Consider the following 24,955-nt stretch of genomic DNA (forward strand, 5'->3'; position numbering starts at 1 on the left):
CTGCCCGGGAAAGTGACGGGCCCAGGCTTTGATATGCGTCCATCAAAGCACGGCCCTTACCACTCTTGTGCAATATCCCCGGCTTTTACTCACCCAACATAATGCGGATGATCTCCTTGTCGGTTTCACGCATGCCGTCCCGGCCCAACCGGCCGATGTTGGCAATGGTGTTCTCCACCCCCTTTGTCACAATGCCCTCTCCACCATAAAACTGTTGGCCATGCTGGTACATGTAATAACCAAGGATGCCGGCTTCCACTGCAGCAGCAATCTTGCCGGCACACGAAGGCTTGGCGCCGTCGCAGATGATGCCTGACACAATGGCCAGGGCATTCACCACGGTGTGGGCGATCTCTTCATAGCCCCCGCCGTGGAGCCAGGCGATGCCAGCCCCGGCACCCACACCAGCGCTTATGGCGCCACAATAGGCGGAAAGGCGGCCGATACCTGTTTTTTGATGGATGGTGATGAGATTGGAGACCACAAGGGCCCGGAAGAGGGTCTCCTGATCAGCACCCAGCTCCCTAGCATATTCAATGACCGGAACCGAAGCGGTGATGCCCTGATTGCCCGATCCCGAGACAATGACCACGGGAAGTTCACATCCGCTCATGCGGGCATCAGACCCGGCCGCGGCCATGGCCTTGGCCCGTATCTTGATGTCATCCCCCCACGTCTTCACAAGGACAGAACCCACATTGGCCCCCCAATCCCCGTTAATGCCCTCCTGGGCAATGCGGTAGTTGTATTCCACCTGGCGCTGGATCAGGTCGTTGACATGGGCAAGGTCCACGGAGGTTGCAAAATCCAGGATATCCTCAACATTCAAAAGGGACCGATCCGTAAGGGATGAAGTTTCCACATCATCACAGTTCCCATCTGAAAAAAGGACCTCGCCATTGCGGGTGATGCGGATGATGTTGGTATGAAAATGAGCAATGCGCACCGCCGCTTCAAGGGATCCGGCATACACCGTAACAATGATGTCAAAAAGGAACCCGCTTTGGGTATTTTTCACCTGCACTGGGGTGTTTTTCAAAAAATCCCCAATGCGAGCCCGTCCTGCATCATCCACGCATGAGAGAACTTCAAGAACCTTGTTTGCATCCCCGGCCACGATGCCTGCTGCAGCCGCAGCCTCAATGCCTTTCAGATACCCGGTATTGGGGACCACCACACTTTTGACATTCTTGATGATGTTATCACTGGCCTCAATGACCACCCTGTCGGGCGTTTGTCCGAGAACATCCCGTGCCTTGGCAGCGGCATAGGCAATGGCAATGGGCTCGGTACAGCCCATGGCCGGGACGAGTTCCTCCTGCAAAATGGCCACATAGGCCTTGTATCTCTTGTCGGTTGTTTCCATGATGTGTCCTTGCATCTGTCTGTCGGGCCATTTGAGAAGGCTGTTGTTGTGACCGAATTGCCGGACAAGGTACCCATTGACAGCGACCTCAAAAAGCCTTGTAACATGGTTACGGATTTTCCACGTCTGCCTCTTCCCATATCTGAACGGTCGAGGTGGCGCGCAAAGCTGCGGTTTTTTCCCGCATGGCCTGGATATGCGGTGTGTTGGCATGCTTTTCCAAAGCGTCCATGCTCGCCCATGTTTCATAAAAAAGAAAGGCGGGCGTTGCGCCCTGGCTGCTCCGGTGGAGGTTGTACCGGATGCATCCCGGTTCCTGGCGCACAAGGTCCACGACGGCACGCAGTTCTTTTTCCAGTGTCTCTTCCTGGCCAGGTTTGGGCGTTATAAAGGCGGTAACATACACATGAGACATGCTGAAACTCCTTGAAGGTGCGTTTTTCATACACGGGTTGGGGATGGTGGATTGGTCCGGATTTAAAATCCCTGTCACTACCTGTTTCCATTTCAGCCTGTTTCCAGGCCATGTTGATCATTCTGGCAATGGCCTTTTGCCCGGACCCCATTGAACGAAACTGCAATCAAGCAAATGGTTCATTTGAAGAAGCAGTAAACAAAAGGGAGGCCGAGTACCTGAAGAAGCAACACACATCATGGGGATGAAGCGTGGCGCAAATAGGCTTCAGGGCACACCGGCAAACCACATGCAGGGCGTGATCATCCGGAAAAATGGAGTCACCCCTTGTACCAGTTGATCTCTGGCTGTAATCCCGGGCAGCAGGATAATGGCCAGCACCGCTTTAACCAGCCACACAATGAAGTCAACTGTCCGCTGGGGTCGCCATGGGGGAATGAACAAAATCCCCTTGCCGGGTCTGTGCCCGGATGAAAGGGAAAAACGGGTTATATGCCTTGAGCGCGTATCTGATAACACAGGAGTGACAATGAAAACAATCACATTGACAAGTGGTGATGCTATCCCTCCAATGGGTCTTGGAACCTGGAAATCTGCACCGGGCCAGGTAGCTGCAGCAGTCATACATGCGGTCAATCTGGGCTACCGCCATATTGATTGCGCCCATATTTACGGAAACGAAGTTGAGATCGGCAAAGCCCTGGCCCGGGTGGACGTGCCGCGCAAGGATCTCTGGATCACCTCCAAACTCTGGAACAACGCCCATGCTCCCCAAGACGTACTCCCGGCCCTGGAAAAGACACTGGAAGATTTACACCTTGAATACCTTGATCTCTACCTGATTCACTGGCCCGTTCATTTCAGGCCCGGTGTTGTCTCTCCTTCCAGCGGAGGGGATTTTCTGCCATGGGATGCTATCCCCATCCTGGAAACCTGGGCTGCTCTGGAAGCCTGTGTGCACAAGGGACTGGTACGCAATATCGGTGTGAGCAATTTCTCGACAACCAAGCTGCAGACCCTTCTCAACGGCGCATCCATTGCCCCGGCCATGAATCAGATCGAGATGCACCCCTACCTTCAGCAACGCAAGATGAAGGCCTTTTGCCATCAGCACGGCATTGCCCTGACGGCCTACGCCCCCCTGGGTTCCGGCGATCGTCCTGCAGCCTTGAAACATGACAATGAGCCCAGCCTGCTTCAGCATCCTGTTATTCTTTCCGTGGGGAAAAAGCATCATGCCAGCGCCGCGCAGGTGCTCATCAGCTGGGCTTTGCATCGCGATACCGTCGTGATTCCCAAGTCGGTCAATCCCGGACGTTTGAAGGAGAACCTTGAGGCCACCCATCTGGTTCTGGATGCTGAAGACATACAGGCCATTGACGATCTGGATGCGGGCTACAGGTATGTGGATGGGAAATTCTGGACCGTAAAGGGCTCTCCGTACACGGTCGAAAATCTATGGGATATGTAGGAAACCCAAATCATTGCAGCCAGTACGGCACAAATAACGGCCGTCCCTTTCCAACTCACGCAAAGGGGCGGCCGTTGCCGTATATGCCATCCGTGTTCAAAACAGTTCTTTTCAAGCCCGGCCGTCTTGGCTGGCAACCAGGCACTGGGTTCATCACGCTGCCATTTTTCTCTTGCGCCTGGGCCTGCATCTGGTTTGAAAGATCTGCCCACGGGATTTTCTCCCTCGTCATCTTTTGATTCTGCCAGGGAGATTACCCAAACCTCAAAAAGAAGATGATACATTCTGAATGTCTTGAACACGTTGTATATCCAGGGGGATGCTTCGATTCCCGGGTTTGCTGAAATCAATTTTATTGAGATGAATACTCCGTATCCTTCGATTAAAGGCCGTGTGGTAATAGGTGATCAGATTCTTGGTGTCATGACATGATGTCCACACGGTATCTGCCGGCAAGGGGTCATTGTTTGCCTGGTTTGAACCTTCTCCCTGTTTGGTGCCCACATTGAAACTGTCCATTATCCGGAAAAATTCCTGCATGGTGTCCGTCCCGCCCGAGGTGGATCGGGCATTCTGGGCAAAAACAACAGCACGGACAAATCTTGACGGGGAGGTAAAATCACCGGGAACACCCAATAAGCCGGAACCGCCTGACAGGGGAGAAATCTCAACGTCTCCCCACTTTTTGTTCTTGAATGGCACCCCGGACAGATATCCATAATTGCGAAGATTGGTCAGATGCCAGTCAAAGGTTGGATTATTGGTGATCACGCCTACGGGATTATGAAAAAATGTTGTCTGGCCATCTTTGAATTCCATAACCAGGACATTCCCATCAGGATCGGTGACCATGATATGAAGGGGGACAGCCATTTTCAGGGCAGGATCTTCCACAGCCACAACCCGGATTTTCCCCATGGCCTTTTGCACCTCTTCCACAGTGGAACATTGAGAAAGAATAAAAGACAGGACATCAGTGGGTGACATGCTTTGATCGGCAAGGGAGGGAAGATACGCAGCATACTCGGCAAACCCGTGATGGTAAAAGAAACCTGCGGCCAACCCCTTTTCATTCATCCCATCGGCAACCACCCGGTCCAAAAGTTCAAACCCCAAAAATCCGTACCGAGCACTCCAGCGCTTGCCATTGATACCCTCCGGGGTGTGCCCCTGAAACTGCGTTTTCCGGGGAACAACCACTGCTTTGGTCTGCAGATCAAAGGCCCCCCATTCCATTGTGCGTCCATACACCACAGTTCCATCTTTTCCCGTAAGCGTAAGGCCCGTACAGGCAACCCCCTAGCTTCTGTCAACAAGACGGATGCAATCAAACATAGAAATGCAATGATCCCCATTTTGTTTTCAACACTACCCATGGATCGTTCCTCCGTGTCCTTCAGTGGAATCAATAAAATTCAATAATATTATTGAGATATGGGTACATATGGTTTTGGTAATTGTCAAAAATGTTGTGGTCTTTCTTGTCGATTCTGCAACGATTTTTTCAGATGATTGTTTATTGTCTTTGGGACTGAGTTTCACCTAGTCCACAACCGACCGCTATCCATAACAATCGGCCCTGGCAGGGTGCATCCTGCCAGGGCCGATTGGGGTATGCTGAAAAAAAATCACGATATGCTGCCAACGACCAGAAACATGCAAACGGTACTGGCAAGCATGGAGCATTCATGGTATGCAATGCACTTCTTTCATTCCCTCTCTTTCATCAAAAAAACCGCAGGAGGTCCCATGCAAACACGAGCCAATGTCATAACCTTTCACAACCAGCCCCTGACCCTGGTGGGCAAGGAACTCAAACCAGGAGACAAGGCCCCGGATTTCACCCTTCTGGACAATGACCTACATCCCGTGTCCCTCAAAGACTTTTCCGGACAGGTCCTCATCATTTCCGCGGTTCCTTCCCTGGACACACCGGTTTGCGACATGGAAACCCGCAAGTTCAATGAGGAGGCTGCTCATCTGGGTGATGACGTGCGCATCCTCACCGTGAGCATGGATCTTCCCTTTGCCCAGAAACGCTGGTGCGGCAATGCCGGGGTGGAACGCGTCCAGACCCTGTCCGATCACAAGGATGCTTCCTTTGGCACGGCCTATGGCGTTTTGATCCAGGAACTGCGCCTTTTGGCCCGGTGCGTGTTCGTCATCGACAAAAAAGGGAACATCACCGGCATTCATCTGGTCAAGGAAGTGACCAATGAACCCGACTACGAGGCGGTTTTGCAGATGGCCAAGGATGCTCTCTAGGCCCGGTTCCCGGAATCAATGCCGTCTAGGGGCTTCACCAAGAACATAAAACAGGGCGGTCAGGTCCTGCTCCTTTCCTGCCGCCCTGTTTTCACCTTCTACATTCCCTTTTGGGCCATGAAGTGGGCCAGATCAGCCACACGGCAGGAATAGCCCCATTCGTTATCATACCAGATAAGGGTCTTGAGCAGATTGCCGGACTGGACCGTGGTGAAATCCTGTTCAACAATACCCGAACGGGGATCTCCCTTGTAGTCCGAGGATACCAGGGGTTCGTCGGTATACCCGAGAATCCCCTTGAGTGATCCGGCAGCAGCCTCGTGCAGAACCTTGCGCACTTCCTGGGTCGTGGTTTCCTTTTGAAGCACGGCCACCAGATCGATGAGGGATACTGTAGGCGTTGGCACACGAACCGAAAACCCGTCAAACCGGCCCTCAAGTTCGGGGATGACCAGGGCCACGGCCTTGGCCGCCCCGGTGGTTGTGGGGATCATGTTGCATGCGGCCGCTCGGGCTCGGCGCAGATCCTTGTGGGGCAAATCAAGAATGCGCTGGTCATTGGTGTAGGAATGGATGGTGGTCATCACGGCCTTGAGAATCCCGAACTGCTCGTGAAGCACCTTGACCACCGGGGCCAGGCCATTGGTTGTACACGATGCATTGGAAACAATGTGATGTTTTTGAGGATTGTACATTTCCTCGTTAACGCCCATGACCAGTGTCAGATCCTCTCCCTTGGCCGGAGCGGAAATGATCACCTTTTTGGCGCCGGCATCCAGATGCGCCCGGGCCTTTTCCCCGGTCCTGAAGATGCCCGTGGATTCGATGACAATATCAACGCCCAGTTCCTTCCAGGGCAGGTCGGCAGGATCACGCTGGGCCAAATTAACGATCCGCCACTGTCCGTCAATGACAATGGTGTCCCCTTCCACGTTCACCTTGGCGGGGAAACGACCATAGCTGGTATCATGCTGCAAAAGATGGGCATTGGTCCTGATATCGAAGAGGTCGTTGACCGCAACGATCTCCATGTCGTCCCGGTATTGTTCCCAAATGGTTTTGACCACCTGTCTGCCGATGCGCCCAAAACCGTTGATTCCTATTTTTATGGTATTCATGATGACTGGCTCCCTGATGTGCATTTCCGTTCACCGGATATGATATATTGATGACCTCAGATCCGATGTGATGCGGTAGCAAAAGATATAATTGACTGTCAGGTCTGTATTAGTCCTCAAAGACCTGGTACTGATAGGCCTTGACCAGTTCGACATGCTTGCGAAGCTGTTCGTGCATGCGCGCATTTTGAATGGCCAAAGCGCTCAAATGAGCAATGGCCATGGCAAAATCCTGTTCTTCCTGCGTGAAGACACGCTTGTGGGCATCGTAGACGCGCAGCACACCGATGGTTCTGTCATCCCCGGTGGTCAGGGGAAGGATGAGGATGGAACCAAGTCCCTCTTCCCGAGCCTTGCCCGGATACTGAAATCGGGGGTCTGACCCCGGATCTTCAATGGTCACGGCATGGCCCGTCAAAACTTCCTGATCCACCTTGCTGCTGCCGACCAGAACCGGCCCCTTGCGCAAATAGCACTGACTCAAACCGAAACAGGCCTTGGGCAAAAGCACATCGCCCTTGTTGCCCAGCAGCCGGATGGTGCACCCTTTGGCCTCCATGGCCAGGGTTGTTTCCTTGACAATGTGCTCAAGAACCTCATCGGGATCCAGACTCGAGTTGATCACCCGAGCCACCTTGTAAAACGTTCCAAAATAGGTCTTGTCTTTCTCGCTCATGGTAATGACTCCATGGTTATAGACAGATCAGTATGGGGATTCCCCTCAGGCACGAGGCAGAACCCCTGAACACGACGCCTCACAGCCCGGGACACGGAGATACGGGGATGACATGCAGTGCCCCCAGATCACAGGGGCAGACTGACAGCCCAACCAGCTCATATCTCCTCGAAAAATTCCTGCTTTTTCTTGGCTCCGACCTCTTCAAGACGATTGAGGGTCTTTTGGAGGCAGGCAAACACATTATCACGATTGTCGCCGGCAACAACAAGGAGCATTACCGGATCGCCAATACCAAGCACCTTGCCAGCATTGAACCAGAGTTTGATGTCAACTATCCCGGGTTCAGCCAGACCTTCTTCAATAACGGCTTTACATTTGACATCATCCACATCAACGCGAAAGCCGGTCACCTGGCGGCCGTTTCTGGAAAGCCGCCGTACATATCCCGAATGGGACAAAACCATGCCCACGTCTTCAAAACGGGGGTGCTGCTTGATTTCTTCGATCAAAGCTGTCAGATCCATGGTCAACTCCTCATGCTTGGTGCGTTCACAATATGACAAAGATTCCCGCCACCGCGCTTCTGTCGGCCAGCCGTCCCGGATTTTTGTCACGCTGTCCGGGACCACAACGGGAAATGCAATCATAGATGGCTCTTTGCCCCATGACAACTCTCTTTTTGCCGGTTGCAAGGCGGGGCATTTTCAAAACCCATGCAAAAAGCCCATCTGCCCACTTTCTTCTTGACAAAACAGGGTAGGGAAAAATAGTTTGCTCGATTTCGGTTGCAGCACACAAGCAATGTTCGCCTTGGGGACATGTAACAAAGACTGGCCGCACCCCGAGGCCCAACGTGCGGCATATATTTTTCAAGGATCAGGAGGAATATCCCATGGCAAGCAATTATTTCGAAGGCGCTGTCAAAACGGAAGAAGGACTGCAGTTCAAAGGCTTTACCCTGCAAACCATTGCCGACAAGTGCAATGGATGTGATCGGATTGCCGAGTTCGAAGGCGAAAAATACTGCATGAGTTACCCGGAACCGGCCAGAAAATGGGCTCACGGAGCCTGCAACTTTGCCACGCACGTCAAGGCCAGCGTGGACAAGGCCGGCAAGGTCAAGATCAACCCGCTGAAGGCTTCCAAAAGGGCAGCCCGCAACAGATAAGGGCACTCAGGTCGCAATCAAATCCGGCAGGGTGTCCCTGCCGGATTTTTCTTGGGCAATGCATTGTGCCCTTTGTGCATGTTTTTTATCAAGCGAGGTCAGACCATGCTCCAATCCGTTATCGATCATCTGTCCCTTGCTGCCGAGGACGTGGTTTCCCTGCAACGCGATCTTGTGGCCCTTCCTGCTCTCGGGCCCATCAACGGAGGCCAGGGGGAAAAGGACAAGGCAGACTATCTTTTGGGTTATCTCACGCGCATCGGGCTTACGGACGTCCAGGAAATCAAGGTGCCGGACAATCGGGTTCCCTGCGGATACCGGCCCAACATTGTGGCCAGGATCCCCGGCCAGGATACTTCCAGGACCCTGTGGATCATGAGCCACATGGACGTGGTTCCTGCCGGAGACGAATCCCTTTGGAACACCCCGCCTTTTGAGCTGCACCGGGATGGCGATCTCATTTTTGGACGGGGTGTCGAAGACAATCATCAGGGTCTGGTATCTTCCCTCCTGCTGGCCAAGGCACTTCTGGAAACCAACACCACCCCGGCCATCAATCTGGGGCTGGCCTTTGTGGCTGACGAAGAAACAGGCAGCGGTTACGGACTGGGAGCCCTGGTCGAGGACCATGGTCATCTCTTTGGCCCTGAAGACCTTTTTCTCATTCCGGATGGGGGAGCCCCCCAATCGGACCTCATTGAAATTGCGGAAAAAAGCCAGCTTTGGGTCAAGGCCACCGTGACCGGGAAACAATGCCATGCCTCAAGACCCCACCACGGCATAAACAGTTTGCGCGGGGTTGCCGCCCTGATTCTGGAGCTGGATCAGCTTCATGAGCTGTTTCCGGACAATGACCCCTTGTTTTCCCCTCCCATTTCCACCTTCACCCCGACCAAAAAAGAGGCCAATGTGGACAATATCAACACCATGCCCGGACGGGACGTGGTGTATATTGATTCACGCATCCTGCCGGGAATTGCCATTGACGACGTGCTTGCGGCCATGCAGCGCATCGGGGATCAGGTGGCTGACCAGTATGCCGTGTCGGTTGCATTCCAGGTGGTGCAGCGCGAAGACGCGGCTCCGATCACGCATCCCGAAAGCGATATTGTCACCAGGCTCAAAAAGGCCATCAAGCAGATCTACCAGGTGGAAGCCAAACCCCAGGGGATCGGCGGAGGAACCGTGGCCGCGTTTTTACGCCGCAAGGGCTATGACGCTGTTGTCTGGAGCACCCTCATGAATTTTGCCCATCAGCCCAACGAACAGGCCTCCATTTCCCATACTCTCAAGGACGCACAGGTCATGGCCTGTCTTCTTGCCTAGAACCATGAAACCCTTGCCGCCAGAGACCTTTGACCTCATTGTGGTGGGCGCCGGCCATGCCGGATGCGAAGCGGCCATGGCTGCCTCACGTCTTGGTCTTGTCACCCTCCTGCTGACCAACAACATCGACCGCATCGGCCATCTCTCGTGCAATCCGGCCATTGGCGGGTTGGCCAAGGGTCATATGGTCAGGGAGCTGGACGCCATGGGCTCCATGATGGGTATGTGGGCGGATCAGGCCGGCATCCAATTCAGGATTCTCAATACCCGCAAGGGCCCTGCCGTACGCGCCACCCGTGCCCAAATGGACCGGGAAACCTATATGCAGGTGGTCAAACGGGATGTCTTTAGCTCCCCTCACCTGTATGTCCGCCAGGCCATGGTCGAGAAAATCCTGGTACGCGACAACACGGTGCACGGCGTCAAGACGCGCATAGGCGAAACCCTTTTGGCCCGGCGGGTCCTGTTGACAACCGGCACATTCATGCAGGGGCTCATTCACATCGGCCTGTCCCATTATCCCGGGGGTCGCTTTGGTGATCCCGCCAGTCAGGGACTTTCGGCCTCTCTTCATGAAGCCGGCCTTGAACTGGGACGTCTCAAGACCGGAACGGTTCCCCGACTCCTCAAGGAGAGCGTTGACACGTCCTCCCTGGAAGCCCAGTACGGCGATGACCCGCCGCCCCGGTTCAGTTTCCACTCCAAGGGCCCCCGCCTTCCCCAGCTGCCCTGCCATGTTACCTACACCAACGAGCAGACCCATGAGGTCATCCGCCAGGGATTTGACCGTTCTCCCCTTTTTCAGGGAGTGATCAAGGGCACGGGTGCGCGTTATTGCCCGTCCATTGAGGACAAGGTGGCCCGCTTTCCGGAAAAGGAACGCCATCAGATTTTCATTGAACCCGAAGGCGTGGACAACCCCGAGGTCTATCCCAACGGCATTCCCACAAGCCTGCCGCTGGATATCCAGAAAAAGATGCTCGCCACCATTCCTGGACTCGAACAGGCCATCATTGTCCGCCCGGGATATGCCATTGAATACGATTTCATCCCTCCAACCCAGCTCAAGCCGACCTTTGAAACCAAAAAGGTCCGGGGTCTCTATCTTGCCGGTCAGATAAACGGAACCTCCGGATACGAAGAGGCAGCAGCCCAGGGGTTGTGGGCAGCCATCAATGCGTTTTGCTCCCTTCGCAACCGTCCCCCGTTTCTCCTCTCCAGGGATCAGGCCTACATGGCCGTGCTGGCCGATGATCTGGTGACCAAGGGGACCAGAGAACCCTACCGCATGTTCACATCCCGCGCCGAACACCGTTTGCTTTTGCGCGAAGACAATGCCGACCTGCGTCTCACCCCCGTGGGAAGAGAACTGGGCCTTGTTTCGGACGAACACTGGAATCTCTTTTGCCGGAAGAAAAAGGCCATTGCAGCCATCATGCACGGCCTTGCCACCATCCGCATCAGGCCGGATGCTGCAACCAGCGACACCCTGCGGGCCATTGGCGCTGCCGTGCCCAAGAAAACCGTGTTCCTCAAGGACATTCTCCGGCAACCGGCCCTTTCCCTCACAAGCCTTGAGCCCTTTTGGCCGGAACTGGCCGCATTTCCCAAGGATGCCCTGGATGAAGCCGAAATCCAATGCAAATACCAGGGGTATCTGGCCCGACAAAAGGAACTGGTGGAGCGGACCGGACGCATGGAAGCAACCCTCATTCCCGAAGGCATGGAATACAGCAATATTCCCGGCCTCTCCCGGGAAGTGGTGGAAAAGCTCACGGCCATTGCCCCGCGGACCCTGGGCCAGGCAGGACGCATCTCAGGGGTCACACCGGCCGCCATCTCCTGCCTGGAGATTCATCTCAAGAAGCTCGGGGCCCTGTGAGACAGGGTATGTGCCCGACCATCCCCTTCTGACCCTGCACCCGCTCATGGTGCAGCCGACCTGTGTCCCCTGGCTCTGCTCAGACGGATCCGCCGGGTCCGGACAGGGCGACCGGCGCGGAACATGCCGGGAGGGATCGCAAGGTTGACAGCGCCCTCCCTTGAAGTATGGTACCTTGCATCCTTTGCCGTGTATCCTTGGACCATCCATCACAATGCCCACATCCTTTGTCGCCCGACTTGGAAGCCGATTCATTGAGAGCACGCGCATGTGGCTGGTTATCGCCACCATCATGCGGCAAAGCATGCGTTCGCTCTTTCGGTTCGCCTTGTTCAACCATGCCATTTTCCGAGTCATTGTCAGACAGCTCTATTTCACGGCTTTCCAGGCCATTCCCATTGTCTGTCTGGCCGCCCTGCTCATAGGTTCCGTCCTGGTTGACAACCTGCTCAACCTGCTGACCAACCTCAATGCCTACGACCAGATCGGCAGTTACCTCATCTCCTCCATCACCCACGAACTTGCCCCGCTCATCTGCACCATTATCCTGCTGCTCCGATCAGGCTCTGCCGTGCTTTCCGAAATGGCGCTGATGAAGATCAACCGGGAAATGGACACCCTTTCCATGCTCGGCATCCCCATTGAAAGCTATCTGTATCTTCCGCGGATTCTGGCATTTGCCATTGGAGGTCCCTGCCTGACGGTAATCTTTTCCATGGTGGCCCTGCTGGGGGGGTATTTCACTCTGGGCTATTTTCACGACATCACCTTTGACAATTACATCAAGCAGATTCTGGATGCCATCCATCTTGCAAACATCATCCCCCTTGTCCTGAAACCGTTTTTCATGGGGCTGGTCGTTGTGCTCATTGCCATTGAAAAAGGCATTACCGTTCGCCATGCATTCACTGAAGTGCCCATCAAACTCATACGGGGTATGATGCACACGGCAGGTTGCATCATCATCATTGAAATCGCGTTCAACCTCGTTTAACATGTCTTCATATGGCCATTCACAACTACCATTCCCTTCTGCTTGACAGGCACCCGCGGCTTCTGGTCGTGGGGCACAATGAAGACCAGATCAGTGAACTGGTGTCCATGTTCGTCCAATCCCAGTCCCATATAGGCATCATTGGGGACGAGTTCCCGTTTCTTGCCAACCTGAGCATCCTGGAAAATATCGTTCTTGGAGCCATGTACCGACAAAACATTCCTCTGGAAAAGGCCAGTAAGCCCCTTGAGGAACCTATTCGGGCCCTGGGACTGGAACGATGGATGGAACAACGCAAGGAAAAACTTGATCAGCAGACAATGGGCCTGTGCCAGCTTTTGCGCTGCATTGCCTGTGGCAACAGCGTCGTTGTGCTGCCTTCTCCCATGGTGGCCATGGCCGACACCATCATACAGGCGACCGCCCTTCTTTCCCCTGCACCAGTCGTGTGGATTGCCTGCAGTGTCAACAATGCCTCGGCATATGACAATCTCGGACTTCCAACCTTTCACCTTGAGAGCTAGCCCATGTCCCAGGAGTTCAAGACCATGGAATTTCGGGTAGGCCTCTTCCTGCTCGTGGTCATTGTAACCATGGTCGGCGTTATCATCTATGTGGGTATCAAAAAGGATCTGTTTGCGGATCGCGTCACCTATTACGTGGTCAGCAAGACCGGAGAGAACATCGAACGCGGCATTCCGGTCCGCCTGTCCGGGTTCAGGATAGGCAACGTTGAACAGGTCCATCTGGACAATATCGGCTACATCAAGGTCGAATTGGAAATTCTGGCCAAATATCAGAAATGGTTTCGCAAGGATTCCAAAATCATCCTTGATCAGGAAGGAATCATTGGCAATTCCTATTTCAAGCTCATTCCGGGAAGCGACGGCAGTCCTCTGCTGCCAGAGGGATCAACCATCACCTTGTCCAAGGTTGCGGGTCTGAGCGAGCTTATTCAAGAAGCGGAACCCGTCATCCAGAATCTCAAGGAAATCGTGGCCAATATCCGGACCATCACCGACAATGTCATTGACAAGAACGGCCATGTCCAATCCGTGCTGGCCAATGCCGAAGAGATCACCCGGCTCATCCTCCAGAATCGCGGTCTTCTCTATTATCTCACCCAGGATCCCCGACCTGTTCAATCCATGGATGCCATTCTCGCCAAAACCGAACACGCCGTTGGAAACATTGACCTGCTTGTGCAAAACACAACCCATCGCGTGGACGATCTCCAACCCATCCAGGACGAACTGATCCTGACCCTTCAAGAAGGCCAGAAGTTCATCAAGGGGCTCGAATCCCTGCGCAAGGAGCTTGCCCCCACCCTGGCCAATGTTCAGGCCATAAGCGCGGACGTCAAAAATGCCACAACCAATCTCGTTGAATTACGCCGCCAGAGCGAGTACACCATGCGGCTGGGTACGGAACTTTTGCAACGGCTCAAGGAAACCTGGCCCTTTGCCCGCAAAATACTTCAGGAAGAACCAGCCTATCCGGCACCCTGATTTCTGACCCCTGATGGGAGCACGCATGAACACGGATGCACACCGTTGCACACCTGCCATAAACCTTGCCGTATGCATTGTCCTTGTTGCCGTTCTTCTGCAGGGATGCAGCCTGGGAAGCGGTCCCAAAAGCCTCTATCCCCCACCAGCGGCCCTCTCCCAAACGGCCTCCCTTCGACAGGATTTCATCCAGGAATTCCTCCAGGGCAGATGGACCACGGCCCGTTCCCTGTTCATCCAGACATGTGACAACCTCCTGCGGCAGGACGATTTTTGCGCCGTGGCCCGAATGTATGTTCTGGCCTATAAACTTCATGCCTATCTCGGGGTTACCTATCCCCATCTTCTTGACAAAGCCGTTGATTTCTCCCAGCAGGGGTTGGACTGCACCCTGAAGACCCATGATCGCGATGCCCTCCTTGTGGGCCCCAGGGACAGGACCATGCAGGATCTGCTGGACAGATCCGACTGGCCAACCATTTACTCCTACCTGAAAAAGCTGGGGGACCCCCTCTTTGTTTCGGTGTACGCCCGCAAGGCAGCAGGCAAGGCAGCCAGCTCGCCAGACAAGGACTCAGCCTGGGCCAACACGTTTCTCAAGCTGGCCCATGATGTTGACAGCCGGCAGGGGTGGGTACTTTTCCTGATCCAGGATTGGAAAGGGCAGAGGTCTCTTGAAAAGGATCCTGTCAGACAGCGTTTCATGGACCAGCGTATCAACTCGCTTCTTGACCTTGTCAGCCCATGCACCCAACCCCTCATCGGACCCTAACCCATGCTCATTCGCATCGAGTCATCCATCTTCACGGACCAGTTCCGAGACGGTTTTGCCTCCACAGGCATGAATCCGGAATTGATGCATATTCTTGTCTGGATTCTGGGAACTGCCGGAATCATCGTACTTCTAGGCCTCTTGGTACAGATCATCCGCATGCGCCTTCACCCCAGAAAGGCCGTGGACCAACTGGATGATCCCCAGCAAATCGTTGAGCTCTTCGGAAAATGCCTGACCGAACGCAGCCGTTTCGAAATCTCCTTCAAGGAAAATATCATCAAAACCAAGGGGATTTACTGTTCACTCATTTCTGTGGACAAAGATGAAATCCTTCTTGAACTTCCCGATTATGTCACGCCGCGAAACGCCTGGATCAATCACCAGCTGGAAGGCTATTTTTCCGTTGCCTCCCGCGCCCAGAACAAAATCTATTACACGTTTGAATCCCATGTGAATGCCATTGATCTCGAGCAGGAAGGACATGCCTATCTGCACGTTTCCCTGCCCGCATCTGTCAGACTCGGACAGCGCAGAATGCATTTCCGGCTGGTACCGGACACCTCAACCATCCTTGAGGTCAAACTATGGTTTGCCCAGCACCAGAACAGGACCCATGACCATGCAGGACCGGAAACCTGGGGCCCTCCCATGGCCCACCACCATCTGTTGCCTCACGACGACCAAGGGCCCTCCCTGACCGTCAGGGACATCTCTGCAGGAGGATGCAGGATTTCCATCAAGAACAATCAGATGATCAATGCCTACTTGGACACCAACCGATCACCCGACGTGTTTCTGTTCTTCCGACTGCGCAACCAGGAATCCGACCATCTCGAAATTCATCTTCTGGGTACAATCAGAGTCATTGTCTGCGATCCCATGAGCTCGACACGATCACTGGGTATTGAGTTCACCATGAACGGAGAGGTTCCGAGCCAAACCGGACAATACATCACCTGGACCCCCCTATCGCGTGAAGAGGGCCATCCAGAAATCGGCAACTGGGTGTTCAGGCAGCATCTGGCCCTGTTCCGACAGCAGGAAAAAGCCAAAGAAGAGGCTGCAATGGAGGCATGACCCCCGAACTGGAAGGGATTCGCGCCTATTGCGCATGCAAATCTTTCACGATATGTTTGATCACACCACGTTGTTATCATCTTGCAACAAGTACAACATCATGAAAACCAACATCAACCAGGGAGAAGGGATGGAAGACGGCTCGGAACATGGCCACTTCTGGAACAAACTGCACAAATTGTTCGGCTATCGCCAGGATACCCCCATAGAAGAGGTCATCATGGAGGCGAGCGAGGACGGGGAGATTGAAAATGACGAAGTATCCATGCTTCTCAACGTGTTGCGCCTGGACACCAAGCAGGTCAAAGAAATCATGGTCCCGCGGACCGAAATGATTTGTGCCGAGGAAAACGAATCCCTCAAGGAGATTGCCGGTCTGATCATTGATAGCGGCCACTCCCGCATCCCTGTTTACCGCCAAAGCAAAGACAATATCATCGGCCTGATCCACGCCAAGGATCTGCTCCCCTTTTTTGTCAATCCCGACAACCACAAGGTTGATCCGGCATCCATCATCCGTCCCCCTCTGTTCATCCCGGACACCAAAAATGTTCGAGACATCCTTCTGGAATTTCAAGCAAAAAAAATTCACTTGGCCATAGCTCTGGATGAATACGGCGGGACCTCGGGACTGGTTACTCTTGAAGATGTTCTTGAGGAAATCGTCGGGGAAATCGAAGATGAATACGACACCCCCAAACCCGAGGAAATTCAGTTCATTGACGACCGAAGAACCCTTATCTCCGGACGGACCTCCCTTGATACGGTTAGGGAGGCGTGTTCCATTGATCTGCAATCGGATCAGGTGGAAACCATTGGCGGCTTGTTATGCGAACATGCAGGCAAGGTTCCCCAAAAAGGCGATCATCTGACCATTGCGGGCCATGATTTTGAAATCAAGGAAGCGGACAACAAGCATATTCTCTGGGTTGTGGTTACCCCGAGCGCACAAACGATTTCCCGTACCCCATGATCTCTGCCTTTTCTGAAGAATTTTCCTTGCCGTCCGGAATGGTCAAACCATGAGTGCGGCCATCAAGAATCTGTATGGCATGCCCTTCTGGGCCTTTGTGGGCCTGACCACTCTGGGAACCTGGTTCGGATTTGCCAATCCCTTGATCCACATCCCGCCCCTGGTTCTGACCTTTCCCGCAGGGCTTGCTGCCATCGCTCTGGTGGCCCGATCCCCCAGGCAGGCGTTTGTCAGCGGTTGGATACTGGGTACGGCCGTGGCTACGCTCTGCCTGTACTGGATTGTCATCCCCGTTCATCGATACGGCCACCTTCCCCTGCTTCTGGCCCTGCCCTGTCCCGTTCTCATTGGCAGCGTTCTGGGCCTGTACGCCTCCCTGTACACCCTTCTGATCCATGGCACGCGCCACAGGCTGCCCTGGCCGCTTCATGTCTTTTTTGCCGGTTGCTTATGGGCTCTTCTGGATTGGGTACAGGAATGGGCGTTGACCGGCTTTCCCTGGCTGACCCTTCCCGGAGCCTTCAGTGTCTGGCCCTGGGCCGTTGATGCTGTCAGATTTGTGGGAACTCATGGCCTTGCCGGCATCCTGGCGGCTCTGGCCATGTTCGCGGTGTATTTTGGCCAAACTCCAAGGGCTTTCATGGGCGTGGCTGTGATCATCCTTGGCCTTGGTCTCCCCCTGCTGGATCCGCCCGCTCATCCGACAGGTCCAAACCTTCGCGCCATCATCGTCCAGGGCGGCATTGACCAGGATCACAAATGGGACCCGACCTTCCAGAATGCCACGGTCAACGTCTACACCCGCCTGAGCCGCAACGCCTCTGCCCTGCATGGCACCCAGCTCATTGTCTGGCCGGAGACAGCCATGCCCTTCTACTTTCAGGACGACAACCACCTGCAGCGCCAGGTGCGCGACCTTGCCCGCCAGACCAATGCGACCCTCGTGCTGGGTGCACCCGGCTACACCACAACCCTTGAGAATGCCCAGGGGTATGTTCTTTTCAACCGGGCCTTTCTGGTCACACCTGAAGGCAGAATCAGCTCCTGGTATGACAAAAGGCATCTTGTTCCCTTTGGCGAGTACATTCCCCTGTCGTCATGGTTCCCGTTCATCCGCAAACTGGTTGTGGGGGCCATGGACTTCTCACCGGGGTATTCTTCCGCCCCCCTGGTCCAAGGCGACCTGTCCTTGGGGATGCTCATCTGTTACGAGGCCATTTTTTCGAACCTGGCCCAGGAAAGTGTTGCCCATGGGGCCAACATTTTGGTGAATATTAGCAATGATACCTGGTTTGGCGCCTCGTCGGCACCCTGGCAGCATCTCTACCTGAGTGTCCTTCGGGCCATCGAGCAGAACCGATTTCTCATCAGGTGTACAAACACCGGGATTTCCGCATTCATTGACAATCGCGGCCATATCTTCGATACTTCCGAACTCTTTAAAAAGCAGACCCTGGTTCAGGATACGCTTAAACCCATTGAAGCGACGACATTTTATCATGATTGGTATGCATATATCCATGCCGGCTATGCCCTGTTCCCCATGCTTGTGGGATTGTGGGCATGGACCCGTAAACCGGTTGCAAGGGCCTGATGACTGCTACCTGTCGGGCTGTCTTGTCGGGCTTCCCCTTTATTCATCGCATCCTGACACCCCAACCACCTAACCGAAAAACTATTCATCATGCTCCAATATGCCGATTTGAAAACCCGTTCACTGGCCCTTTTCGACTCCTTCACGTCCATATGGAGGCGTCTTTGACCTGAAAAGCAAGCAGGAACGCCTTCAGGAAATTGAATCCCAGTTGTCCCGGCCGGGTGCATGGGACAATCCCGAAGCCCTCACGCCCATTCTTCAGGAAAAAACCCAGCTCGAGGAAGAAATCACCAAATGGACTCAGCTCGAGCAAACCAAGACCAATGTGCAGGAATGGCTTGAGCTTGCCGAAGATGACCCCGGCGAGGAAACCCTTGAAGTGCTCCAAGGAGAGATCAATCAGCTTGAAAGCCGGTTGCGTCTGGCCGAAATGGAAACACTGCTCTCCGGGCCCCATGATACGGCCGCAGCCATTGTCGACATCCATCCCGGCGCAGGGGGCACCGACTCCCAGGACTGGGCGGAAATGCTGCTGCGCATGTACAGGCGGTGGGCCGAATCCAAGGGGTTCAAGGTCGAATTTCTCAACTACATTCCCGGAGATGAAGCCGGTATCAAAAGCGTCACCCTGCAGATCACCGGCCCCCACGCCTATGGCCTGCTCAAGGGGGAAAAGGGCACCCACCGGTTGATCCGTATTTCTCCGTTCGACACCTCGGGACGCCGGCATACCTCCTTTGCCTCCCTGGACGTCTGCCCTCAAATCGGCCAGGACATAGACATTGACATCAAGGACGATGACCTGCGCATCGACATTTTCCGTTCGAGCGGTCCCGGGGGTCAGCACGTAAACAAGACGAGTTCGGCCGTCCGGATCACCCATTTGCCCACAAACATTGTGGTTCAGTGCCAAAGCGAACGCTCCCAGCTCAAGAACAAGGAAACCTGCATGAAAATTCTGCGGGCCAGGCTGTACGAGCGGGAACTGGAAAAACTGGAACGTGCTAAACAGGCCGAGTACGCCTCCAAGACAGCCATTGCCTGGGGAAGTCAGATACGCACCTACACGTTGCATCCTTATCGGTTGGTCAAGGATCACCGGACCAATCTCGAAATCAGCAATGTGGATGCTGTTCTCGACGGAGAAATCGACGGCCTGATCCAGTCGTATCTGCTTTTTTTACATGAACAATCCCACCCCTGAAACCTTGATGAACCAGAGTCTCGACAAGATTTTCAACGACCTTGAAACCCTCAGTCAGAGAATCAAGGCATGCGACTCATCCCGTGTCGCCCACTGCACTTCCGAAGAGATTCTGGCCCTCGTCCGGATCATCCGAGGCATGACGCCCGAACAATGGCAGCAGCTTGGCGGGGAAGAACGTTTTCCCGAATGGTTTGCCGTTCCCATGGGCCATGACAACAGTTCCTCCCTGCAACACATTCAGGATCAACTGGATCGCCTGGCTTTCCAAAAAAACCACGATCCGTTGACGCAACTCCCCAACCGCCACGTCTTCGATGTCACCTTGCAACGAGAACTGGAACGGGCGTATCGGTTCAAGCATCCCGTCAGTCTGTGCATTATCGATCTCGACGATTTCAAAAAAATCAACGATACCTACGGCCATCCCTGCGGTGATCATGTTCTCAGGAAGGTGGCGGACATATTGACCCGTGTCCTCAGGCAAACGGACATCCCCAGCCGCATTGGCGGAGAAGAATTTGCCATTATCCTTCCAGGAACGGGCCTGGTGCGATCCCAGCGCCTTCTTTCCCGTCTTCAGGTTGATTTTCGCGCACTGCGCATCCCATGCTCCGATGACGAGGCTCCTGTTCGCATCACCTGTTCCATGGGACTGGCGACCAGCAGGGGCAGGGAACGAATTCTGCCCGACAAGCTGTATGCTGCAGCGGATCAGGCTCTCTACAAGGCCAAGAAACAGGGCAAGGATACTATTGAAACCGCACCTCTCATGGATCTTGCTCCGGTGCGGCAGGACACCCTTGTTCTCCAGGAAGAAAAACACTTCCTGTTTGCCAAAAAATAACCCCCATTGGATTAAATCATGACTGCAACCAATTCCACCATGAGCATAGCCATTGTCAGCGGCAAGGGCGGTGTCGGCAAGACCAACATCTCCCTCAATCTCGGCTACGCTCTTTCCCAGCTTGGTCATCCCACCCTGATCATGGATGCTGACCTCGGTTTGGCCAATCTGGATGTTTTGCTCGGCATTTCTCCTGAATACAACATCCAGGATGTCATTACCAAAGATGTTGCCCCCCGCGATGTTGTTGTTGCCATCAACCAGCAGGGGCTTGACCTCCTGCCCGCGGCTTCGGGCATTGCAGATCTTGTGGATCTGGATGAAGACGTCCAGTCCCTCCTTTTGACCCGTCTGAAACCTCTTTTTCACGCCTACGACTATCTGCTCCTGGACCTAGGTGCAGGCATCAACCCTACAGTGCTTTCCTTTGCCGCCATGGCCCAGGAAAGACTCGTTGTGCTTACGCCCGAGCCGACTTCTCTGACGGACAGCTACGCCCTGATCAAGATCCTGACGACCGAGCATGGAGTCAAAAATTTTCAAGTCATCGTGAATATGACTGATTCGACCCAAGAGGCTCGCCAAACTTTTGATCGTCTTTTTGCTGCCTGTCATCATTTCCTGGGGATCAAGATCCAGTATCTGGGCCTGGTGCGCCACGACAAGGCCGTAACCGAATCGGTTCGCAAACAGGAACCCCTTGTCAAATGGGCGCACCGCAGTCCGGCAGCCCTCAATATCAAGACCATTGCTGAGTCGCTCCACAAACAGCGATCCCTGCTTGCCCACCTCATTGCCAAATCCTCTGTCCTTCGCGTTCCCTACGGAGCTCATGCCCGTTCATATTCTCAAAAATAACCGGGATATCCGTATCCGCCCCCCTGTACTTGCCCTTAGCATGCACAGGTTGTCCTTTTTTGCAAAAAAAACTTGACCTTGACTTTAATTATCAACAATATTTAAACTATTAAACTTAGTTGAAGCATTCTTTGCCACCCTCAACCTTCCCATACAGAGGACGCTGTCATGAACAAAAGTGAACTGATTAAAACAGTGGCAGAAGAAAACGATATCTCCATGGATGAGGCCGTTACGGTTGTGAACACCTTTTTTGATTGCATCCGGGAAGAACTTTTGCAGGGAAACCGGGTTGAAATCCGCGGATTCGGCAGTTTCAAAATTAAGGAATATGAAGGATACAAGGGCCGCAATCCCAAGTCTGGAGAACAGGTAGAGGTCAAACCCAAAAAACTTCCCTTTTTCCGTCCAGGCAAGGAACTCAAGGAATTTCTGAACAAGTAGCCTCGGCCCCCTCTTATGCGTGCATTACGAATTCCTGTCTGGCTTTTTCTGCTGGTTCTGACCTTCTTTCAGCCCAAGGCATGGGCAGAACCAGCCCTGACCATTCTTTACACTGCCAATTCCTGGGGCCACTACCGGCCCATCAAAGCCTGACAGGGAAAAGCCATTGGGGGCATGGCCCGGCGGGCCACCATCTTCTCCAAATACGATCAAGCTGACACCCTACGCATTGCAGGGCCGTATGAGTTGGCACAACGGGATCCCGTACACCCCTGGGATCCCCAACGTCTCAAACTCTTGATTAGAGGTTATCAACGTCTCGATTATCACCTCGGTGTTCTCGGGCCATCGGAAACAAGGGCCATGTCCATGCTTTCGGACGTACAACCCGATACATGGTTCCAGATGGATTCTCATCCCCGGGTCCATTCCCTGCCCACGCGCAGGGGGCTGGTCCTGGCCGTGATTTTTCCTGCTCTCGACACGACTAAGGAGCCTTTACCCCCATCCATGAGCAGGGAACTCGTCACCACGCTGACCAGCCTCAGAAAGAATCATCCCAAGGCCCTGATTGTGGGCATCAGTTCCTGGGGCAGACAGCATGAACGCCGATTTGTCGATCAGCATGAGGGACTGTGTGACATTCTTCTGGGAAGTGGTCCCGGTTCCGGCCTGACATCGACTCTTTCGACCCATGCCAGGACCCTTTGGACCCGGGCCTTTACCAAGGGAAGGACCGTGAACAAAATGACCATCAAGGAGTTTCCCTCACCGAACAGCTCATTTCACTGGCAGACCGGGCGGAACATTGCCGTCAAGCTTGTGGTCCTTGACGACAAGATCCAGAACAACCCCGCCATGGAGGCCATCCTGGCACCGCTCGACACACCGGCAGCACACGGCAAAACCTCATCGTGCGGCCAATGAGCCCACGTGCCCTTCATGTTGCAATCCTTTTCTGATACCTTGTCCGCGCACAGGCATCGCTCTTGCCTTCCCATCGGTTACCAGGTCCCCCGCTTGTTGACGCGCATGCTCAAATGCGCGGGGAGTTCAACCCATGGCAGCTTCGGCTGATGCGTTTGTTCACGGACCAATCATCACCTCAACCTTTTCCACGCAAAGGAATTCAGTATGCGCACATCACCGGAAAAGGCCATTGCCTTTTATAAAATGCAGGGCAGTGGCAATGACTTCATACTTGTTGATAACCGCTATCTCGGCCTGCCCACCGAGGTCATGCCCCATTGGGCCAAAGCCTTGTGTGCCCGTGCTTTTGGCATTGGTGCCGATGGCCTCATTTTCATCGACAAGGCCCCGTCAGGTGAACAGGTCGATTACAGGTGGCATTTCTACAATGCTGATGGTTCCAGGGCTGAAATGTGCGGCAACGGATCACGATGTGTGGCCCGGCTGGCCTTTGAACTGGGCATTGCCGGCCCAAACCAGGTATTCATGACAGATGCTGGCCCCATACAGGCACACATCATTGAACAAACCGGACACATCAAGGTACAGCTTACCCGACCCCAAGATCTCAAGCTCAATATCTCCCTTGCCATGGATACCGGGGAAGCCATGCAGGTCCATTTCGTCAACACCGGAGTGCCCCACACGGTGGTGCTTACCGACCATGTCAAGGCCATCAACGTGCTTGATCTCGGGAACACCATCAGGTTCCATGACCATTTCGCCCCCAACGGAACCAACGTGAATTTTGTTCAGATAGAGGACCTGGACCATATACTCTTGCGCACCTATGAGCGGGGGGTTGAAAATGAAACCTATGCCTGCGGTACCGGGGCCTGCGCGGCTGTCTATGTGGCCCATGCCCTGAGAAAATGTTCCGAGCATGTATCCGTAACCACCTCTGGCGGAGAAAAACTTGTTGTCCACCTTGAAAATGACGACATCTTCCTTCAGGGTGACGCCGTCATCGTGTATACGGGAAGCATGAATCCGGAAACGTTCGGCCTCACGGTCGGCTGAATCATGTCTCCATCCTTCAATCAGCCTTAACAGGAGGAATCCATGGAATTCAAAGGCGCATTGACCGCCCTTGTGACCCCCTTCAAGAATGAAGGTATTGATGAAGACGCCTACCGGGCCTTCATCGAATGGCAGATCGAATCGGGCATTGATGGCGTGGTTCCCTGCGGAACCACCGGCGAATCCGCCACATTGAGCCACGACGAGCATAAAGAGGTCATTCGCATCTGTATTGATCAGGTCAAAAAACGGGTCCCCGTTCTGGCGGGCTCCGGTTCCAACAACACCCGGGAAGCCATCGAGTTGACCAGATTTGCCAAGTCGGCCGGAGCCGACGGGGCGCTGATGATCACCCCCTACTACAATAAACCCACCCAGAACGGGATGATCGCCCACTTCAAGGCCATTGCCAGCGAGGTTTCCCTGCCCATGGTCGTGTACAACGTTCCGGGAAGAACCGGGACCAATCTCCTGCCTTCGACCCTGGGTCGCATGGCCCGGGAAATTCCCACGGTCATCGGGGTCAAGGAAGCCACCGGGGACATGAAACAGGCCGCCAGAATCGTTGAGGAGTGCGGAGAAGACTTTACCCTGCTCTCGGGCGATGATTTTACCATACTTCCCTTTCTGGCCCTTGGGGGCAAAGGGGTCATCTCGGTCATCTCCAATATCGAACCCGCCAAGACTCATGCCATGTGTGCGGCATGTCAGGCCAACGACTGGAAGACCGCCAGGGCCCTCTTTTATGAACTGGCCCCCCTCAACAGGGCCATGTTTCTTGAATCAAACCCCATTCCGGTCAAGACATCCGTTGCCCTCATGGGCAAAATGGAGCCAACCCTGCGTTTGCCCATGACGCCTCTTTCTGTCGAACACCTGGCAACCCTCAAAACCGTTCTCAAAGAACACCAGCTCATCTAGATCCGTTCCGGCCCCTTTTTGCCGGATGACGCAGCATATAAAAAAGGACGTTCAAACTGAACGTCCTTTTTTCATGTC

At 54.1% G+C, this 24,955-nt stretch carries 24 protein-coding genes and 1 pseudogene; 19 read left to right on the forward strand and 6 right to left on the reverse strand.

What is annotated here, in order from left to right; translation table 11 throughout:
* Nucleotides 1-85: 85 nt before the first annotated feature.
* Together DPF_RS10145 and DPF_RS10150 are read right to left on the reverse strand one after the other, a co-directional pair.
* The gene (locus DPF_RS10145) at nt 86-1,366 is read right to left on the reverse strand and encodes an L-cysteine desulfidase family protein (RefSeq protein WP_069859557.1); all 1,281 of its coding nucleotides are present in this window, start codon (nt 1,364-1,366) and stop codon (nt 86-88) included.
* A gap of 109 nt (nt 1,367-1,475) precedes the next feature.
* Complete coding sequence (locus tag DPF_RS10150; RefSeq protein ID WP_069859558.1) at nt 1,476-1,781, reverse strand: putative quinol monooxygenase; 306 nt, start codon at nt 1,779-1,781, stop codon at nt 1,476-1,478.
* Between the two features lie 529 nt (nt 1,782-2,310).
* Here DPF_RS10150 and DPF_RS10155 point away from each other — a divergent pair.
* Nucleotides 2,311-3,252 carry an aldo/keto reductase gene (locus DPF_RS10155; protein ID WP_069859559.1) on the forward strand — a complete coding sequence of 314 codons (942 nt, stop codon included), beginning with the start codon at nt 2,311-2,313 and terminating at the stop codon, nt 3,250-3,252.
* A gap of 264 nt (nt 3,253-3,516) precedes the next feature.
* Here DPF_RS10155 and DPF_RS10160 read toward each other — a convergent pair.
* Nucleotides 3,517-4,530: pseudogene (locus DPF_RS10160) on the reverse strand (linear amide C-N hydrolase); the annotation flags it as partial.
* A gap of 471 nt (nt 4,531-5,001) precedes the next feature.
* Between DPF_RS10160 and tpx the strand changes: the two are divergent.
* The gene (tpx, locus tag DPF_RS10165) at nt 5,002-5,517 is read left to right on the forward strand and encodes a thiol peroxidase (protein WP_069859789.1); all 516 of its coding nucleotides are present in this window, start codon (nt 5,002-5,004) and stop codon (nt 5,515-5,517) included.
* A gap of 98 nt (nt 5,518-5,615) precedes the next feature.
* Here tpx and gap read toward each other — a convergent pair whose 3' ends face one another.
* From gap to DPF_RS10180, 3 genes are all read right to left on the reverse strand, one after another.
* Nucleotides 5,616-6,635, reverse strand: coding sequence for a type I glyceraldehyde-3-phosphate dehydrogenase (gap, locus tag DPF_RS10170; RefSeq protein ID WP_069859561.1), 1,020 nt, complete (start codon nt 6,633-6,635; stop codon nt 5,616-5,618).
* A 109-nt stretch (nt 6,636-6,744) separates the two neighbouring features.
* Nucleotides 6,745-7,311: a GAF domain-containing protein gene (locus DPF_RS10175; RefSeq protein WP_069859562.1), complete on the reverse strand. Its 567-nt coding sequence runs from the start codon at nt 7,309-7,311 to the stop codon at nt 6,745-6,747.
* 158 nt (nt 7,312-7,469) lie between these two features.
* On the reverse strand, nt 7,470-7,961 hold the full coding sequence (locus DPF_RS10180; RefSeq protein WP_083254633.1) for a molybdenum cofactor biosynthesis protein MoaE: 492 nt from the start codon (nt 7,959-7,961) through the stop codon (nt 7,470-7,472).
* A 245-nt stretch (nt 7,962-8,206) separates the two neighbouring features.
* Here DPF_RS10180 and DPF_RS10185 point away from each other — a divergent pair, with 245 nt between their 5' ends.
* From DPF_RS10185 to dapA, 17 genes are all read left to right on the forward strand, one after another.
* On the forward strand, nt 8,207-8,482 hold the full coding sequence (locus DPF_RS10185; RefSeq protein WP_069859791.1) for a PxxKW family cysteine-rich protein: 276 nt from the start codon (nt 8,207-8,209) through the stop codon (nt 8,480-8,482).
* A gap of 105 nt (nt 8,483-8,587) precedes the next feature.
* A complete protein-coding gene (locus DPF_RS10190) occupies nt 8,588-9,808 on the forward strand; it encodes a M20 family metallo-hydrolase (RefSeq protein ID WP_069859792.1) in 1,221 nt (406 codons plus the stop codon).
* Between the two features lie 4 nt (nt 9,809-9,812).
* Nucleotides 9,813-11,690 (forward strand): tRNA uridine-5-carboxymethylaminomethyl(34) synthesis enzyme MnmG, encoded by a 1,878-nt coding sequence (gene mnmG / locus DPF_RS10195; protein WP_069859563.1) that lies wholly within the window; start codon nt 9,813-9,815, stop codon nt 11,688-11,690.
* Between the two features lie 214 nt (nt 11,691-11,904).
* Complete coding sequence (locus DPF_RS10200; protein ID WP_141721106.1) at nt 11,905-12,684, forward strand: MlaE family ABC transporter permease; 780 nt, start codon at nt 11,905-11,907, stop codon at nt 12,682-12,684.
* Nucleotides 12,685-12,695: 11 nt separating this feature from the next.
* Entirely contained in the window at nt 12,696-13,208 is a 513-nt protein-coding gene (locus DPF_RS10205) for a hypothetical protein (protein WP_069859565.1), read from the forward strand.
* Nucleotides 13,209-13,211: 3 nt separating this feature from the next.
* Nucleotides 13,212-14,192, forward strand: a complete 981-nt coding sequence (locus DPF_RS10210) for an MlaD family protein (RefSeq protein ID WP_069859566.1) — start codon at nt 13,212-13,214, stop codon at nt 14,190-14,192.
* Between the two features lie 25 nt (nt 14,193-14,217).
* Nucleotides 14,218-14,964, forward strand: coding sequence for a hypothetical protein (locus DPF_RS10215; protein WP_069859567.1), 747 nt, complete (start codon nt 14,218-14,220; stop codon nt 14,962-14,964).
* 3 nt (nt 14,965-14,967) lie between these two features.
* On the forward strand, nt 14,968-16,044 hold the full coding sequence (locus DPF_RS10220; RefSeq protein WP_069859568.1) for a PilZ domain-containing protein: 1,077 nt from the start codon (nt 14,968-14,970) through the stop codon (nt 16,042-16,044).
* A 100-nt stretch (nt 16,045-16,144) separates the two neighbouring features.
* Nucleotides 16,145-17,017, forward strand: a complete 873-nt coding sequence (locus DPF_RS10225) for a hemolysin family protein (protein ID WP_231702169.1) — start codon at nt 16,145-16,147, stop codon at nt 17,015-17,017.
* 49 nt (nt 17,018-17,066) lie between these two features.
* Nucleotides 17,067-18,611, forward strand: coding sequence for an apolipoprotein N-acyltransferase (gene lnt, locus DPF_RS10230; protein ID WP_083254635.1), 1,545 nt, complete (start codon nt 17,067-17,069; stop codon nt 18,609-18,611).
* A gap of 90 nt (nt 18,612-18,701) precedes the next feature.
* A protein-coding gene (prfB, locus tag DPF_RS10235; protein ID WP_176724231.1) for a peptide chain release factor 2 occupies nt 18,702-19,818 on the forward strand; the annotation gives its coding sequence in 2 pieces (ribosomal slippage) (nt 18,702-18,776 and nt 18,778-19,818; 1,116 coding nt in all).
* A 7-nt stretch (nt 19,819-19,825) separates the two neighbouring features.
* Entirely contained in the window at nt 19,826-20,665 is an 840-nt protein-coding gene (locus DPF_RS10240) for a GGDEF domain-containing protein (protein WP_176724232.1), read from the forward strand.
* An 18-nt stretch (nt 20,666-20,683) separates the two neighbouring features.
* Entirely contained in the window at nt 20,684-21,523 is an 840-nt protein-coding gene (locus DPF_RS10245; protein WP_069859570.1) for a MinD/ParA family protein, read from the forward strand.
* Between the two features lie 168 nt (nt 21,524-21,691).
* Nucleotides 21,692-21,967 (forward strand): HU family DNA-binding protein, encoded by a 276-nt coding sequence (locus DPF_RS10250; RefSeq protein WP_069859571.1) that lies wholly within the window; start codon nt 21,692-21,694, stop codon nt 21,965-21,967.
* Between the two features lie 15 nt (nt 21,968-21,982).
* On the forward strand, nt 21,983-22,894 hold the full coding sequence (locus DPF_RS14485; protein ID WP_420705134.1) for a UshA-like (seleno)protein family 2: 912 nt from the start codon (nt 21,983-21,985) through the stop codon (nt 22,892-22,894).
* 207 nt (nt 22,895-23,101) lie between these two features.
* Nucleotides 23,102-23,956 (forward strand): diaminopimelate epimerase, encoded by an 855-nt coding sequence (gene dapF / locus DPF_RS10260; protein ID WP_069859573.1) that lies wholly within the window; start codon nt 23,102-23,104, stop codon nt 23,954-23,956.
* Nucleotides 23,957-23,998: 42 nt separating this feature from the next.
* Nucleotides 23,999-24,877: a 4-hydroxy-tetrahydrodipicolinate synthase gene (gene dapA, locus DPF_RS10265; protein ID WP_069859574.1), complete on the forward strand. Its 879-nt coding sequence runs from the start codon at nt 23,999-24,001 to the stop codon at nt 24,875-24,877.
* Nucleotides 24,878-24,955 lie beyond the last annotated feature (78 nt).

The sequence above is a fragment of the Desulfoplanes formicivorans genome, assembly GCF_001748225.1.
Classification (GTDB): Bacteria; Desulfobacterota; Desulfovibrionia; order Desulfovibrionales; family Desulfomicrobiaceae; genus Desulfoplanes; species Desulfoplanes formicivorans.